Annotated in this window: 10 protein-coding genes; 1 reads left to right on the top strand and 9 read right to left on the bottom strand. The window is 63.4% G+C overall.

Going from position 1 to position 16,545, the window contains the following annotated elements:
* Positions 1-135 precede the first annotated feature (135 nt).
* The 3 genes from CCD76_RS00945 to CCD76_RS00935 all read right to left on the bottom strand — a co-directional run bounded on the left by CCD76_RS00945 (position 136) and on the right by CCD76_RS00935 (position 4,104).
* On the bottom strand, positions 136-1,794 hold the full coding sequence (locus CCD76_RS00945; protein WP_071231865.1) for a CTP synthase: 1,659 nt from the start codon (positions 1,792-1,794) through the stop codon (positions 136-138).
* Between the two features lie 142 nt (positions 1,795-1,936).
* Complete coding sequence (locus tag CCD76_RS00940) at positions 1,937-2,662, bottom strand: gamma-glutamylcyclotransferase (protein WP_179208804.1); 726 nt, start codon at positions 2,660-2,662, stop codon at positions 1,937-1,939.
* Positions 2,663-2,796: 134 nt separating this feature from the next.
* Positions 2,797-4,104, bottom strand: coding sequence for a solute carrier family 23 protein (locus CCD76_RS00935; protein WP_087717684.1), 1,308 nt, complete (start codon positions 4,102-4,104; stop codon positions 2,797-2,799).
* A 278-nt stretch (positions 4,105-4,382) separates the two neighbouring features.
* Here CCD76_RS00935 and CCD76_RS00930 point away from each other — a divergent pair, with 278 nt between their 5' ends.
* On the top strand, positions 4,383-5,573 hold the full coding sequence (locus CCD76_RS00930) for an NAD(P)/FAD-dependent oxidoreductase (RefSeq protein ID WP_087717683.1): 1,191 nt from the start codon (positions 4,383-4,385) through the stop codon (positions 5,571-5,573).
* A gap of 110 nt (positions 5,574-5,683) precedes the next feature.
* Here the strand turns inward: CCD76_RS00930 and CCD76_RS00925 are convergent, their stop codons facing one another.
* From CCD76_RS00925 to pilQ, 6 genes are all read right to left on the bottom strand, one after another.
* On the bottom strand, positions 5,684-5,923 hold the full coding sequence (locus CCD76_RS00925; protein WP_071231861.1) for a hypothetical protein: 240 nt from the start codon (positions 5,921-5,923) through the stop codon (positions 5,684-5,686).
* Positions 5,924-6,060: 137 nt separating this feature from the next.
* Positions 6,061-7,491, bottom strand: coding sequence for an FAD-dependent oxidoreductase (locus tag CCD76_RS00920; RefSeq protein WP_071231860.1), 1,431 nt, complete (start codon positions 7,489-7,491; stop codon positions 6,061-6,063).
* A gap of 98 nt (positions 7,492-7,589) precedes the next feature.
* Positions 7,590-12,041 (bottom strand): glutamate synthase large subunit, encoded by a 4,452-nt coding sequence (gltB, locus tag CCD76_RS00915; RefSeq protein ID WP_087717682.1) that lies wholly within the window; start codon positions 12,039-12,041, stop codon positions 7,590-7,592.
* A gap of 678 nt (positions 12,042-12,719) precedes the next feature.
* Positions 12,720-13,832, bottom strand: coding sequence for a 3-dehydroquinate synthase (gene aroB / locus CCD76_RS00910; RefSeq protein ID WP_087717681.1), 1,113 nt, complete (start codon positions 13,830-13,832; stop codon positions 12,720-12,722).
* An 87-nt stretch (positions 13,833-13,919) separates the two neighbouring features.
* Positions 13,920-14,480 (bottom strand): shikimate kinase AroK, encoded by a 561-nt coding sequence (gene aroK / locus CCD76_RS00905; protein WP_087717680.1) that lies wholly within the window; start codon positions 14,478-14,480, stop codon positions 13,920-13,922.
* Positions 14,480-16,537, bottom strand: a complete 2,058-nt coding sequence (pilQ, locus tag CCD76_RS00900) for a type IV pilus secretin PilQ (protein WP_087717679.1) — start codon at positions 16,535-16,537, stop codon at positions 14,480-14,482. Before pilQ ends, aroK begins: the two co-directional genes overlap by 1 nt.
* Positions 16,538-16,545 lie beyond the last annotated feature (8 nt).

Below are 16,545 nucleotides of genomic sequence, written 5' to 3'. Positions count from 1 at the left end.
GCTCTTGCGCGGACTCCGGGCGCGATGATTCGGTCATGGTAGCAGTTCTGGAGCTTATCCAGCGTTGGCGGGTCAGGTCCAGCGTCTCCAACGATGGCGGGGGATGAATCGCTTCATCCCCCGCCGGTCATTCGATCACTCCTGATGCGCCATGCCATGCTGGCGCTGGCGTTGCGCCTTGTGCTCCAGCGCCGCATTGACGAAGCCGGTGAACAGCGGATGGCCGTCGCGGGGCGTAGAGGTGAACTCGGGATGGAACTGGCACGCCAGGAACCAGGGGTGGTCCGGCAGCTCGATCATCTCGACCAGCGACTGATCGCCGCTCTTGCCCGAGACGATCAGGCCCGCGGCTTCGAGCTGTTCGACAAACTGCTCGTTGACCTCGAAGCGATGACGGTGACGTTCGGTGATCGTGTCCAGACCGTACACCTCGTGCGCCCTGGAACCGGGCTTGAGTCGGCATTCCTGCCCGCCGAGACGCATGGTGCCGCCCAGGTCGGAGGCCTCGTCGCGCAACTCGATCTGCCCTTCCGGGTTGATCCATTCGGTAATCAGGCCGACCACCGGATGCTGGGTATCGCGGGTGAATTCGGTGGAGTTGGCGTCTTCCCAACCCGCCACGTGGCGCGCGAACTCGATCACCGCGACCTGCATGCCGAGGCAGATGCCGAGATAGGGAACGTCGTTCTCGCGCGCGAAGCGGGCGGCCTGGATCTTGCCTTCCACGCCGCGCTCGCCGAAGCCGCCCGGCACCAGGATGGCATCCTTGCCGGCCAGACGCTCGGTGCCGTGACGTTCGATCAATTCGGAATCGATGTACTCGACGTTGACCTTCACCCGCGTCTGGATGCCGGCATGGATCAGCGCCTCGTTGAGCGACTTGTAGGCGTCGAGCAGCTCCATGTACTTGCCGACCATGGCGATGTTGATCGTCTTGAGCGGATTGAGCTTGGCGTCGAGGACGTGGATCCACTCGGCCAGGTCCGCCTGCGGCGCCTCGAGGCGGAACTTGTCGCAGACGATATCGTCGAGACCCTGCTCATGCAGCATCAGCGGAATGCGATAGATGGTATCGGCATCCTGCAGCGGGATGACCGCACGCTCTTCGACGTTGGTGAACAGCGCGATCTTGCGCCGCTCGCTCTCCTCGAGCTCGACTTCGCTGCGGCAGATCAGGATATCGGGCTGGATACCGATCGAGCGCAGCTCCTTGACGCTGTGCTGGGTCGGCTTGGTCTTGGTCTCGCCGGCGGTCTTGATGTAGGGCACCAGCGTCAGGTGCATGAACAGCGCGCGGTTGGCACCCACTTCGCTGCGCAGCTGACGGATGGATTCCAGGAACGGCAGCGATTCGATGTCGCCGACGGTGCCGCCGATCTCCACCAGCGCCACGTCGTAACCTTCTCCCCCCTTGATCACACGATGCTTGATCTCGTCGGTGATGTGCGGAATCACCTGCACCGTACCGCCGAGATAGTCGCCACGGCGCTCCTTGCGCAGCACGTGCTCGTAGACCCGGCCGGTGGTGAAGTTGTTGCTCTGGGTCATCTTGGTACGGATGAAGCGCTCGTAGTGGCCCAGGTCGAGATCGGTTTCCGCGCCATCCTCGGTGACGAACACCTCGCCATGCTGGAACGGACTCATGGTGCCCGGATCGACATTGATGTACGGGTCCAGCTTGAGGATGGTGACCTTGAGGCCGCGGGCCTCGAGGATCGCAGCCAGCGAAGCGGAGGCAATACCCTTGCCCAGGGAGGACACAACGCCGCCGGTCACGAAGATATATCGTGTCATGGAAAACCTGTCGAATCGTGGTCGTAAAGCTCGTGAGAAAAGACCCGGGGGAGAAAGTCGGGCCAGGATGGGACGTCAGATTACCAGACTCGATCGAAAGGCTCAATTTTGGATCACGTGACGCGACGCCGACATCCGGACGTCAGCTCGCCACCGCGCGCTGCAACGACTCCAGGCGCCGATCCCGAATCCCCAGTGCATGCAGATCGCCCACCGTGTTGTCGAGATACTCGCGGCACGATCCCAGCACGCCGCGGCCGGTACGCAGCAGATGCACTACCGTCTCGTCGGGCTGGCGACCGATATAGCGGTCGTGGTGCGGGTTGATCACGAAGGCGATTCCCCAGATCGGGCCGGCGTCCGTCTTCAGCTTGATCCAGCGGGGGCGGTAGGCACCGGTCAGCATCTCGCGACGCCACACCAGCGTCAGTTCGCGCTCGAGATTGTCACCGGGAACCCGCAGCGCGACGCCACGGCAGGAGCCGCCCGGCGCCAGCGCCAGCATCAGTCCGGGCGTATCTGGCGTGCCACGGCCGTGGTCGAGCTTGAGGCAGAAATCGCGATGGTAACCGTAGAGGCGGCAGGTATGGCGTTCGTCGACCTCTACGCAAGGGTTCCAGATCAACGAGCCGTAGGCGAACAGATAGACACCGTCGCGACACTGCACGCCGGGCGGCGCCGAGGCCAGCACCTGATGGATCGAGCTTTGCAGCTCTTCGTGGCTCTTCAAGGCCACGTCGGGGTAGACGGCTTCGAAGTGGCGACGAATCAGATCCTGCTCCAGCACCTCGCGGGTCATGGCGATCGACTTTCCGGCGGAAGTCTCTTCTTCATCGACACTGATATCGCTGGGCTGCGGCTCACTCATTGGGACTCTAATCTCGGGCGCGATCGATACGATCATGGAAAACAAGGGTGATGGCATCGTCGTGGCGATGCCATCAACCCAGACTAACGTCCAACGGGCGCAAAGCGAAGCGCTAGTTGGGCGAGACGCGGACGTCATGACGCGCGCCCCTGCCCGCCTCCGGTGCCGTTACGCAGGACGAGATGCAGGAGGATCGCGCCAAATGTCGCCGTACCGATCCCGTCGAGCGTGAAGCCGCCAAAATCGATCGAGAAGTTGCCCGCGCCCAGCACCAGAGTGACCGCCGCGACGATCAGGTTGGTGTTGTCGCCCAGGTCGACCTGGTTCTGGACCCAGATGCGGGCGCCCGCTACCGCGATCAGGCCGAACACCACGATCGAAGCGCCGGCCAGTACCGGGCCGGGGATCGTCTGGATCAGCGCGCCGAAGCGTGGCGAGAATCCGAGCAGAATGGCAAACCCAGCCGCCGCGACGAAGATCAATGTCGAATAGACCCGTGTCACCGCCATCACGCCGATGTTCTCGGCGTAGGTCGTCACGCCGGTGCCGCCGGACGCCCCGGAGACCATCGTCGCCAGCCCATCGCCCAGGAAGGCACGGCCGATATAGGGATCGAGATCGCGCCCGGTCATCGCCCCCACCGCCTTGATGTGGCCCAGGTTTTCCGCCACCAGGATGATCGCGACCGGCGCGATCAGCACCATCGCGTGCGGGCTGAACGTCGGGGCGGTGAACGCGGGCATCCCGAACCAGGCGGCCTCTTCGATGATCGAGAAATCGATCGGCGTGCCCCAGCCCAGGCCGTTGGTGACCAGCGCATAGATCGCGTAGGCGACGACCAGCCCGACAAGGATCAACAGCCGCTGCAGCATGCCGCGAGTCAGCACCGCCGCCAGGCCGATGCAGAGGATGGTCACCAGCGCCATCGCGGCATCGAAGTTGGAGCCGGCCACGCTGGAAACGGCCACGGGGGCCAGGTTGAGACCGATGGTCATGACGATGGCGCCGGTCACGACCGGCGGCAACAGAAACTCGATCCAGCGCGTGCCCATGGCCATCACGATCAGGCCGATGACCGCATAGATCGCACCGCAGGCGATGATGCCGCCCAGCGCCAGCCCGATCGATGGATTGCCACCGCTCCCGCCGTAGCCGGTGGCGGCAATCACCACACCGATAAAGGCGAAACTCGACCCCAGGTAGCTGGGAACCCGCCCGCCGACGATCACGAAGAACAGCAGCGTACCGATCCCCGACATCAGGATCGCCAGGTTGGGATCGAACCCCATCAGCAAGGGCGCCAGCACGGTGGAACCGAACATGGCGACGGCGTGTTGCACGCCCATCAACAGCGTCTGTGCGGGTGGCAACGTCTCGTCGGGTGCGACCAGGTCTTGGCGAGCAGCATCGACGCGGCGCCAGCGGGGGAACCAGGATGACATCGAACTTGTTCTCCAGGGAAACGGCCGGTCGGCGCCGGCGATTTCCAGAATGCGTGAAGGCGATTGTTGTAAGTGCAGGCGGTGGATAACCGGCCCGACGCGCATTCTACCTGCAGTGGTGGCGGGATGCCTCCCGACGTCGCGTTTTTGGCACGGTGCCGCACGACTGAACTACGCTGATACCGTCGACCTCAAGGATCGAACGAGAATACCGAGCGAGCGACGCCACTTTGAGCGGTGGCGTCTCGCCCAAACTCAAGGCATGCCAGGGAGTGGATATGCAACGCTACGACTATCTGATCGTCGGCGCCGGCATGGTCGCCGCCAATGCCGTTCAAGGCATCAGAGAGAAGGACACCCAGGGCACGATAGGCATCCTGGGCGCCGAGCCCAACGGCCCGGTCACGCGGCCGGCGCTAACGAAAAAGCTCTGGACCGACCCCGAATTCGGTTACGACAAAATCTGGATGCAGCCGGAGCAGGACGACGGCACCACGCTGCATACCCGCACTCGCGTCACGGCCATCGACCGCGACCAGAAAATGGTGACGACGGATGACGGCGTCACCATCGGCTACGGCAAACTGCTGCTGGCGACTGGCGGCGCACCGATGACGATCGATCTGCCGGCGAGCGATCGCGTGCGCTATTTCCGCACGGTCGAGGATTACGACTGCCTGAGAAGGCTTGCCGGCAAGGGGCTGCACATTGCCGTCATTGGCGGCAGCTATATCGGTACGGAACTGGCCGCGGCACTGATCCAGAATGGATGCCGGGTGACCCTGATACATCCCCATGAGGTACTGGGAAGCCAGATGTTCCCGCCCAGCCTCGCCAACCGTTTCCACCAGACCTATCTCGACAAGGGCGTCGAGCTATTGAATGGCCGCAAGGTCAGCGGCGGGCGCGAGGCCGACGGCAAGGTCACGCTCGAACTCGACGATGGCAACAGCCTGGAAGTGGACGCGGCGGTCTTCGGGCTGGGAGTCAAGCCGCGAGTCGAGCTTGCAGCACAGGCAGGGCTGGAGGTCGAGGACGGCATGGTCGTGGTCAATGCGCGCCTCGAGACCAGCGATGACACCATCTTCGCCGCCGGCGATATCGTGACCTACCCGGACCACATTCTCGGCCGCTGGCACGCCGAGCACGTCGACAATGCCAACCAGATGGGCGCGACGGTCGGCCGGATCATGGCCGGCAGCGACGAGACCTACGATTACACGCCCTACTTCTATTCGAACGTGTTCGACTTCGCCTGGAAAGCCGTGGGCAAGCTCGACAGTTCGCTGACAACCGTCGAGGACGTGGAAGACGACAAAGGCGTCTATTACTATCTCGAAAATGAAAGCGTCGTCGGGGTACTGCTGCTCAACCTGGAAGCCGACAAGCTCGACGAGGCTCGCGAGGTATTGGCGGACAAGTCACCGCAGCGCCCCGATACCCTGATGGGCCGCATCGCCCGGTCGTGATCGGGGCCCTGCATGACATTCATGCGAATGCCTTCAACGAAAAAGCGCCAACGATGACGTTGGCGCTTTTGATCCGGCAATTCGGTAACCGGGCCTGGTGACCCTCGGCGTCAGCTGGACTCGGGCAGGCGGGAAACCAGGATATTGGAGCGGCGTTCGATCTCCTCGAGCATCCCGGCACACTCGTCGGACATCCCGCTGTCATGCAGCTTGGCGAGCGAGAACAGGGCCTTCAGCTGGCCACTGATCATGGTGGCCTGATAGCCGCCGTCCTGATCCAGCACATGGTCTTCCAGCGCTCGCAGTTGCGTGTTTGCCTGGTCGAGAATGTTGCGTTCAAGCCTGATCATGGTGTGACCTTTTAAGAATTGCAGTTCGTTTCGAGCGCGCCACTGTAAAGGCTCATCCGACTTTATACCACCGCTGAACGCGATCGGTAGCGCCGGGCGGCTCGTGCCGGCGCTACCGCCAGCACGAGCCGCAACCCTCACACCTCGAGATAACCGAGGATGCCTTCCGCCGCCTGACGCCCTTCGTAGACAGCCGTCACCACCAGGTCGGAGCCGCGCACCATGTCGCCACCGGCGAACACTTTTTCGTTGCTGGTCTGATAGGCGAAACGTTCCATCTGCGCCGGAATCTCCGGCGCCAGCACGCGGCCGCGCTCGTCCACCTCGATCTGGTGCGTGTCGAACCATTCGATCTCGCTGGGCTGGAAACCGAAGGCGATGACCACCGCATCGCAGGCCAGAATCTCTTCGGAGCCCGGCACCACTTCCGCGCTGCGCCGTCCTTTCTCGTCCGGCTCACCCATGCGGGTGCGTACCAGCTTGACGCCCTCGACCTTGCCCTCGCCGACGATCGCCACCGGCTGACGGTTGAACAGGAACTCGACGCCCTCTTCGCGCGCGTTGGCCACCTCGCGCTTGGAGCCCGGCATGTTCTCCTCGTCTCGACGATAGGCACAGGTCACGCTGGCCGCGCCCTGGCGGATCGAGGTGCGGTTGCAGTCCATCGCGGTATCGCCACCGCCCAGGACGACGACGCGCCTGCCGGCCATCGACACGTAGTCGGCCGGATCCTTCTCGAAGCCGAGGTGATGGTTGGCGTTGGCGATCAGGAAATCGAGCGCCTTGTAGACGCCTTCCGTCTCCTCGCCAGGAAAGCCGCCGACCATGTACTTGTAAGTGCCCATGCCGAGGAAGACCGCATCGAATTCGTCGTTGAGCTGTTCGAAGGTGATGTCCCGACCGATTTCGGTATTGAGCCGGAACTCGACCCCCATCTCCTCGAATACCGCGCGACGGCGTTCCATCACGTGCTTTTCGAGCTTGAATTCGGGAATGCCGAAAGTCAGCAGACCGCCGATCTCCGGGTAGCGATCGAACACCACCGGCTTGACCCCGTTGCGGATCAGGATATCGGCGCAGCCCAGTCCGGCCGGCCCGGCACCGACGATGGCGACGCGCTTGTCGGTCATGGTCACGCTGGACATGTCCGGGCGCCAGCCCATGGCGAAGGCGGTATCGGTGATGTACTTCTCCACCGAGCCGATGGTGACGGCGCCGAAGCCGTCGTTCAGCGTGCAGTCGCCCTCGCACAGGCGATCCTGCGGGCAGACCCGGCCACACACTTCGGGCAGCGAGTTGGTGCGGTGCGACATCTCCGCCGCTTCGAGAATGTTTCCCTCGCTGACCAGCTTGAGCCAGTTGGGAATGTAGTTGTGAACCGGACACTTCCACTCGCAGTACGGGTTGCCGCAATGCAGGCAGCGATGCGCCTGGCTGGCCGCCTCGCTGGGCTTGAACGGCTCGTAGATTTCGGCGAACTCCTTCGCCCGGCTGCGCGCATCCTTTTTCTGCGGATCGCGTCGCCCTACATCGATGAACTGAAAGTCGTTACTCAAACGGTTTGCCATGTCTTTTCTCCTCACTGGGCCGACGACGCTCTCGGATTGCAGCTGTAGCCCCTGCCCCGGTGGCTGACACCGGGGGCCGTTCGGGCTGTCGCCGCCTCTTATTCAGGCTGCCGCCTGGATTGGGCCAGCAAACCGTTGAGACTTGCGGCCTTGGGCTTCACCAGCCAGAAGTGGCGGATGAAGTCGGAGAAATCCTCGAGAATCGCTCGCCCGCGTGGCGAGTCCGTCTCTTCCACGTACTCGGTAATCACTTCGCGCAGGTGACGGCGGTAAGCCTCCATCGACTCGGTGTTGATCCGATGGATTTCAACCAGCTCGTGGTTGTAGCGGTCGACGAAACCGCGATCCTCGTCGAGCACATAGGCGAAACCGCCGGTCATGCCCGCACCGAAGTTGATCCCGGTCTTGCCCAGCACACAGACCAGGCCGCCGGTCATGTATTCGCAGCAGTGGTCGCCGGCCCCTTCGATCACCGCGTGGGTACCGGAGTTGCGCACGCCGAAGCGCTCACCGGCCATGCCGGCAGCGAACAGCTTGCCATCGGTGGCACCGTACAGGCAGGTGTTGCCGATGATCGCCGTTTCATGGCTCTGGAAGCGGCTGGTCTTGGGCGGCACGATCACCACCTTGCCACCGTTCATGCCCTTGCCGACGTAGTCGTTGGCATCGCCTTCCAAGTACAGGTTCAGCCCCCGCGCGTTCCACACGCCGAAACTCTGTCCCGCGACGCCGGTGAAGCGCGCCGTGATCGGGGCGTCTTCCAGCCCCGCCTCGCCATAGCGCTTGGCGATCTCGCCGGAAACCCGAGCCGCCACCGAGCGATCGCAATTGGTGATCGTGAACGAGAACTCGCCACCGGACTTCGATTCAATCGCCGGCAGCAGCGCGTCGAACACTTCCTGGTTCTTGGCACCCGGATCATGCGGCACGTTGCGGCTGACCTGGCAGAACTGCGGTGCGTCCTCAGGCACGAAGTCGTTGGCCAGCAGCGGGCTCAGATCGAGCTTGCGCTGCGCCGCCGTCTCGCCTTCGAGCATCTCCAGCAAATCGGTGCGCCCGATCAGGTCGGTCAACTGGCGTACGCCCAGCAGCGCCATCAGCTCACGCACTTCCTCGGCGATGAAGCGGAAGTAGTGCTTGACCATGTCGACCGTGCCACGGAAGTGCTCGTCCCGCAGCTCCTGATGCTGGGTCGCGACGCCGGTCGCACAGTTGTTGAGGTGGCAGATCTTCAGATACTTGCAGCCCAGCGCCACCATCGGCGCGGTGCCGAAGCCGAAGCTCTCGGCGCCGAGAATGGCTGCCTTGACCACGTCGAGCCCGGTCTTCAGGCCACCATCGGTCTGCAGCCGGATCTTGTCGCGCAGACCGTTGATGCGCAGCGCCTGGTGCACTTCCGGCAGGCCCAGCTCCCACGGACTGCCAGCGTGGCGGATCGAGGTGATCGGGCTCGCCGCGGTACCGCCGTCGTAGCCGGAGACGGTGATCAGGTCGGCGTAGGCCTTGGCCACGCCGGTGGCGATGGTGCCGATGCCCGGCTCGGAGACCAGCTTGACCGAAACCTGAGCGCTCGGATTGACCTGCTTGAGATCGAAGATCAGCTGAGCCAGGTCCTCGATCGAATAGATGTCATGATGCGGCGGCGGCGAGATCAGCGTCACGCCCGGCACCGCATAGCGCAGCCGCGCGATGGTTTCGTTGACCTTGCCGCCCGGCAGCTGGCCGCCCTCGCCGGGCTTGGCGCCCTGGGCGACCTTGATCTGCAGAACCTCAGCGTTGACCAGGTAGGCCGGCGTCACGCCGAAGCGGCCGGAGGCGATCTGCTTGATCTTCGACGAGCGGATGGTGCCGTAACGTGCCGGGTCTTCGCCGCCTTCGCCGGAGTTGGAGCGGCCGCCGGTTTCGTTCATCGCCTGCGCCAGCGCTTCGTGCGCCTCCGGCGATAGCGCGCCCAGCGACATGCCGGCGCTGTCGAAACGCAGTAGCAGGCTCTCGACGGGCTCGATCTCGTCCAGCGGCAACGGTTCGGGAGCCGGCTTGAGCTTCAGCAGATCCCGGATCGTGGCCACCGGACGCTCGTTGACCAGCCGCGCGAAGGCTTTCCACTTGCCGTAATCGCCCTGCTGTACCGCCTGCTGCAGTTTCATGACCACATCGGGATTGTAGGCGTGGTATTCGTGCCCGTGGACGAACTTGACCAGACCGCCCTGGCGGATGCCTTTACGGGGAATCCAGGCGTCGCGGGCCGCCAGCGCCTGCTGCATCTGCAGCTCGCTGAAGCCGGTGCCCTCGATGCGCGACATCATGCCGTCGAAGCACATCTGCATGACTTCGGAACCCAATCCGACGGCTTCGAACAGCTGCGAACCGCGATAGGAGGAGATCTGCGAGATACCCATCTTCGACAGGATCTTGTAAAGCCCCTTCTGCATGCCCTTGCGGTAGTTCTCGCGCGCATCCGCCGGGTTGCCGACCAGCTCGCCGGTGCGGTGCATGTCCGCCATCACCTGATAGGCGAGGTACGGGTAGACCGCGGTGGCGCCGACGCCGAAGAATACCGCCATCTGGTGCGCGTCACGGGCGTAGCCGGTCTCGACCACGATATTGACGCGCGGGCGCAGCGCCAGCCTGGCCAGATGATGATGCACCGCGCCGGTCGCCAGCAGCGCCTGGATCGGCTGCTTGCCTTTTTCGAGCTCGGCATCCGACAGCACCAGGATCACCTTGCCATCCCGGGCCGCCTGCTCGGCCTGCTGACAGAGCGTTACCAGCGCCTGGCGCAGCGAGGTGGTCTCCGGGTCGTAGTGCAGCGGCAGCCGGATCGAGGTGAACGCCGGATCTTCCTGGGTCACCAGGGCAGTGAACTTGCGCGGCGACAGCACCGGCGTGGTCAGGATCAGACGATGCGCGTGCTCGGGCGTCGCCTCGAAGACGTTCAGCTCGGCACCGCAGCAGGTCTCCAGCGACATCACGATCGCTTCCCGCAGCGGGTCGATCGGCGGGTTGGTGACCTGGGCGAATTTCTGGCGGAAGAAATCAGTGAGCAGACGGTTCTGCCGAGACAGTACCGCCATCGGCGTGTCGTCGCCCATCGAGCCGACCGCTTCCTGACCGCTATCGGCCAGCGGGCGCAGCAGCTGATCGCGCTCTTCGAAGGTGACCGAGAACATCTTCTGATAGACGTTGAGCTCGTCGGTTTCCATCGGCTGGAAGCGGGCCAGTTCGGTCAGCGCCGACTCGAGATAGTGAGCGTGCTCCTTGAGCCAGCGGCGATACGGGTAGGCGGACTTGAGCCGCTGGTCGATATCGTCGGTATGCAGCACCTCGCCGGTCTGGGTATCGACGGCGAGAATCTGCCCCGGACCGACACGGCCCTTGGCCACGACGGATTCCGGCTGATAGTTCCATACCCCGATCTCGGAGGAGAGGGTGATGTAGCCGTTGTCGGTGATCACCCAGCGCGCCGGACGCAGACCGTTGCGGTCGAGCATGCAGACGGCATGGCGGCCATCGGTCATGACGATACCGGCGGGGCCATCCCACGCCTCCATGTGCATGGAGTTGTACTCGTAGAAGGCGCGCAGGTCGCCGTCCATGGTCTCGACGTTCTGCCACGCCGGCGGCACCATCATGCGCACCGCGTTGTAGAGATCCATGCCACCGGTCAGCAGCACTTCCAGCATGTTGTCCATGCTCGACGAATCGGAACCGGTGGTATTGACGATCTCGTCGAGACCTTCGATCTCCGGCAGCAGTTCGTTGACGAAGTTGGCCTTGCGCGCATTGGCCCAGCTGCGGTTGGCCTCGATGGTGTTGATCTCGCCGTTGTGCGCCATGAAGCGGAACGGCTGCGCCAGCGGCCAGCGCGGCGCCGTATTGGTCGAGAAACGCTGATGGAAGACGCAGACGGCGGTCTCGAGACGCTCGTCACCCAGATCCTGATAGAAGGTCGGCAGATCCACGGGCATCATCAGGCCCTTGTAGGAAACCACCTTGGACGACAGCGAACAGACATAGAACTCTTCTTCCTGACGCAGCTTCTGCTCGGCCAAGCGACGGGCCATGAACAGCTCGACATTGAACGCGGCGTCGGACTGGGACGCCTCCCCTTCGACGAACACCTGACGAATGCGCGGCAGGCACTCGAGCGCCATCGGCCCGCAGACGCTGGGGTCCGTGGGCACGTCGCGCCAGCCCATGACGCTCAAGCCCCGCTCGGCCAGCTCGCCTTCCAGGATTTCCCGTGCATGCTGCTCGCGAGCGTCGTCATCGGGGAAGAACACCATGCCGACCGCGAAGCGCTCGCCCAGGGTCACGTCCAATTGCTCCTGGGCCAGCGCTCGCATGAAGCTCATCGGCATCTTCAGCAACAGGCCGCAACCGTCGCCGGTCTTGCCGTCCGCCGCGATACCGCCGCGGTGGGTCATGCATGTCAGGGATTCGATCGCCGTCTTGAGCAGATCGTGACTGGCCTGCCCCTCCATATGAGCAATCAGGCCGAAACCGCAGTTGTCGCGGAATTCGCCGGGCTGGTGAAGACCTCTCATCATGGGCGTGCCTCACAAAGCAGTGTCAGAATACAGGGTCTTGTATTCGATCGAATAAAAAGAGATAATTTTTGGTTTTTTTATTTTTATGGCCGTATTAATGACTGAATATCCGGCTCATTTTCGTCTCGAGATACCGACAATATCGTCACTGACGGTCGCCAAAGGGCCGGACAGGATAGCCAGTTACCCGCCACAGCGCAATTGAGCCGCCGGGCTTTTTCCCCGCAAACGCATTTAAAATCGAAGACTTAGCGGAATATCGGCCAAAATACGCTGCTAGCTCAAAGGCTTAGACTTGCAGGTAAGACTAAAGTCTTAATTTTTTGAGCCATGGCCCGATCAGGGTGAGATCGTGGCGCGGACCCCATACCGATACGGCATGGAGCATACCAATTATATCGTCAACGCCTCGAAAAAGCAGCAGCGGCGACCAAGGTTGTCGACACGCGGCACCGGCCGCACGCACCAGCATGCATCAACAGAAAACGAGGAACGGCGTCGAGCGTTCCTGTCCGGACGACCGCGCTACCGGACCGGCGGTTTTGGGAACAGCAGGGAACGATAGGGAACAGGCGCCGATCGGCGCCAGCGGGCAAGATCATCGACAGAGACGAGAAAGCCGGCCTCGCCTGACCGGGGTCGGATCACGGGCGATCCGGCACCCGAGGAACGATCCGGTCAGGCTCGAGGGAAATTCACCAGCAGACGTTCGAGCCGCTCGGCGTCCGTATCGTCTCGAACGCACGCCTTACCCAGCGCCTCGAGCAGAATCAGCCGCAGCCGGTCGTCGAGGTTCTTCTTGTCGAGCCGCATGCGAGAAAGGAAATCCTCTGTCTGCATGTTGGCCGGCGCCGTAACCGGAAGATCCGCCGCCTTCAGAATCGCAGCGACACGTTCGACATCGGCCTCGCTCAGCCAGCCGCGCTCGAAGGAGAGCTGCGCGGCCATCATCATGCCGGCACCCACCGCTTCGCCGTGCAGCCAGTTGCCGTAGCCCTGATGCGCCTCGATGGCGTGGCCGAAGGTGTGTCCCAGGTTGAGCAGCGCTCGCACGCCCTGCTCGGTCTCGTCCTCGGCCACCACTTCCGCCTTGATCTCGCAACTGCGCCGGATGGCGTGGCGAATGGCAGATTCCTCGAGCGCGCGCAGCGCGGGCAGGTTGTTCTCCAGCCATTCGAGAAACGCCGAATCCCAGATCAGACCGTACTTGATCACTTCCGCCAGCCCGGCGGAGAGCTCGCGCGCCGGCAGCGTTCGCAGGGTATCGGTATCGATGATCACCGCCCGGGGCTGCCAGAACGCGCCGATCATGTTCTTGCCGCGCGGGTGATTGACCCCGGTCTTGCCACCCACGGAGGAGTCTACCTGGGCCAGCAGCGTGGTGGGAATCTGGACGAAAGCGACCCCGCGCTGATAGCTGGCGGCGGCGTAGCCCGTCATGTCGCCAATGACACCGCCACCGAGCGCGATCAGGGTACTGCGGCGGTTGAATCCGGCCGCCAGCAGGGCGTCCCAGATGCGCTCGACCGAGGCCAGCGTCTTGGTCGCCTCGCCATCGGGCAGAACGACTTCCCGGACATCCAGGTCGGCATCGGCAAGCGTCGCCTTGAGCGCCGCGAGATAATGGGGCGCGATCACCTCGTTGGTCACGATCATGACCTGACGTCCGGCCAGATAAGGCAGCAGATGTTCCCGACTCGACAGAATGCCCGCGCCGACGTGGATCGGGTAACTGCGGTCACCCAGCGAAACGTTCAGCGATTCCACGGGAAGCGACGAGACGGAGGACATGGGCGTTACCTTTGTTGTAGGAAAGACGGATGTAGGAAGACGAGTGTAGGAAAGACGGACGTGGAAAAGACCAATGAGGAAGAGACATCACCTCTGGTGCGAAAGAGATACCGATTCGCCGAGCGGCTCCGTCAGATGCGAAACCCGACGCAGGATGTCGTTCACCACGCTCCTGGGGCCTCGGCGATCCGTACGCACGACGATATCCGCCGTCGCGCGATAGAGCGGATCGCGAACCGCGAACAGATCCCGCAGCACCTGCTCGGGGTTGGCTGTCTGCAGCAGCGGCCGGTTGCGATCCCGGGAGGTGCGCCGGATCTGCTGTTCGACGGTGGTGGCGAGATAGACGGCCGTCCCCCGCTCCCGCAGCAGCTGGCGATTGATCTCGCGCATGATCGCGCCGCCACCGGTCGCCATGACGATGTCGCTGCGCTGGGTGAGTTCGTCGATCATGGCCGTCTCGCGGTCCCGGAAGCCCTGCTCACCCTCCACATCGAAAATCCATGGGATATTCGCCCCGCAGCGAGCCTCTATCTGATGGTCGCTATCCAGGAATTCGCGCTGCAATTCGGCCGCCAGGAGGCGGCCGATTGTGCTTTTGCCGGCCCCCATGGGACCGATGAGAAAAAGATTGGGAAGCGACCGCATCAGCGAATGGCCAGTCCGTCCTCGATGATCTTGGGCGTGATGAATACCAGCAATTCTACCTTCTCGTTGCTGTTCTGGGTATAGCGGAACAGATTGCCGATGACCGGCAGGTCGCCGAGGAACGGTGTCTTGAACAGTGTCCGCAGCTGTTCGGAGGTCAGGATCCCGCCCAGCACCACGGTTTCACCGTTGTTGACCAGTACCTGGGTCTGGATCTCGTTGGTATCGATGGCCGGCGCGCCGTCGTAGCGGGTGTCGGAGATATCGTCGTTGTTGATACGCAGATCCATGATGATGCGATCGTCCGGAGTGATCTGCGGTGTCACCTCGAGCGACAGCACGGCCTCCTTGAACTCGGTGGAGGTGGCGCCGCTGGACGAAGCTTCCTGATAAGGCACTTCCTGGCCCTGCTTGATGATCGCCGTGCGCTGGTTGGCGGTGATCACTTTGGGCTGGGAAATGGTCTGGCTCTTGCCCTCTCTTTCCAGCGCCCGCAGCTCCAGGTCGATCAGGATGTCGCCGGAAAGATAACCGAAGCTGAACGCGCTGGCCGGGTTGGTGTCATTGCCCAGATCCACCGCCAGCCCGCCACCGTAGGAGGCAGGATCGTCCGACGTCGTGGGCACCGTCGAGGCATCGCCATCGGCGGCGCCGTCGAGATCGAAATGGCGCCCGCCATTGGCCGACATGCCCCAGTTGACGCCAAGCTCTCGGGTGGCACTATCCCTCGCGATCACGATTCGGGCCTCGATCTGCACCTGACGCACCGGGACGTCGAGATGCTCGATGGTTCGCCGAATGGCATCGATCTGTTCCCGCGTATCCCGCAGAATCAGGGTATTGGTGCGCGGATCGACGGTGATGCGTCCGCGCTCCGACATCATGCCGACGCCCTCGCCACCGCGCAGCAACGCCGCCAGATCCTCGGCCTTGGCGTAACGGATCTGCACGAACTCCGTGGTCAGCGGAGCCAGCTGTTTCGTCTGTTCGCGGGTTTCCAGCGTCTGGCGCTGCAGATTGGCCAGCTCGCCGGTCGGCGCCACCATCATCACGTTGCCTTCACGTCGCGCCGACAGGCCGTGGTTGCGCAGTACCAGATCGAGCGCCTGATCCCAGGGCACATCGGTCAGATTGAGAGTCACGTTGCCCTGCACGCCATCGCTGGCGATCACGTTGAGCCCCGACTCCTCGGCGATGATCGACAGCACGTCACGCACCGGGATGTCCTGGAAATCGAGGGTAATACGGTGACCGGCATAGCTGGGGCCGGAGTCCGTCTCGGGGCGCTCGATGCTGCCCGAGGAGGTCAGTTCGATCGTGAAACGACGCCCGTTCTGGGTCACCAGCGGCTCCACGGCATCGGATGCCACGATATCGAAGGTGACCCCATCGGCGCTTCGACGCGGCACGATGCGCTGGACGGCGGTGCCGAAATCGCTGACATCGAGCGTCTGATACTGGTCGTCGGGCAAGGTCACGCCAGGTAGCGAGACCGAGACCTGACGCCCCTGGCCGGAGACTTCCGCCGCCACTCCGGCGCGGTCGAGCGCCAGGTCAAGCTGGCCGACCCCGTCCTCGCCCCGGCGGAAATCGATCGAGGTCACCTCCGGCTGGCGCGGCAGCGCCGCCGCGGACCGCTCGGCCGACGCGTCGGTCTCAGCTGGCGCAGCTTCGTCACCGAAGTGAACGATGACCCTTTCATCCAGACGTTCGAGCCGATAATCGGTGGGCGAGGCCAGATCGAACACCAGCCGCGTACGCGCTCCCGACCCCAGCACCCTGACGGAATCGACGCCGGCGCTGCCGATGGCGAAGCTCGATTGCGACAGGCCGCTCTGGGCCTGCAGCAGATCCAGCGCCAGCCGCGGCGGCGCATCCGTGCGATAGCCGCGAATTTCCGGGACGCCGCCGACGAAATCGAGCCCGACGTCCAGGCGGCCGGCCCCCTGATCGGTGAAGGTCATCGCCGTCAAGGTCGGTGCCGCCCAGGCAGAAAACGCCAGTCCCCACAATGTCAGTGCTGCCAGGCCTGCGGCCAGGCGCCGTCGAGAAGTCATGTTGTCCC

Source organism: Salinicola salarius (genome assembly GCF_002179555.1).
Taxonomy (GTDB): domain Bacteria; phylum Pseudomonadota; class Gammaproteobacteria; order Pseudomonadales; family Halomonadaceae; genus Salinicola; species Salinicola salarius_A.
The sequence above is the reverse complement of the archived record's forward strand: the minus strand, read 5'-3'. Positions and strand labels throughout refer to the sequence as shown.

Coding starts and splice junctions, on each gene's coding strand:
- aroB (WP_087717681.1), bottom strand. CDS start 13,832: ATGTCCTCCGTCTCGTCGCTTCCCGTGGAATCGCTGAACGTTTCGCTG.
- aroK (WP_087717680.1), bottom strand. CDS start 14,480: ATGCGGTCGCTTCCCAATCTTTTTCTCATCGGTCCCATGGGGGCCGGC.
- CCD76_RS00930 (WP_087717683.1), top strand. CDS start 4,383: ATGCAACGCTACGACTATCTGATCGTCGGCGCCGGCATGGTCGCCGCC.
- pilQ (WP_087717679.1), bottom strand. CDS start 16,537: ATGACTTCTCGACGGCGCCTGGCCGCAGGCCTGGCAGCACTGACATTG.
- CCD76_RS00920 (WP_071231860.1), bottom strand. CDS start 7,491: ATGGCAAACCGTTTGAGTAACGACTTTCAGTTCATCGATGTAGGGCGA.
- CCD76_RS00935 (WP_087717684.1), bottom strand. CDS start 4,104: ATGTCATCCTGGTTCCCCCGCTGGCGCCGCGTCGATGCTGCTCGCCAA.
- CCD76_RS00945 (WP_071231865.1), bottom strand. CDS start 1,794: ATGACACGATATATCTTCGTGACCGGCGGCGTTGTGTCCTCCCTGGGC.
- gltB (WP_087717682.1), bottom strand. CDS start 12,041: ATGATGAGAGGTCTTCACCAGCCCGGCGAATTCCGCGACAACTGCGGT.
- CCD76_RS00925 (WP_071231861.1), bottom strand. CDS start 5,923: ATGATCAGGCTTGAACGCAACATTCTCGACCAGGCAAACACGCAACTG.
- CCD76_RS00940 (WP_179208804.1), bottom strand. CDS start 2,662: ATGAGTGAGCCGCAGCCCAGCGATATCAGTGTCGATGAAGAAGAGACT.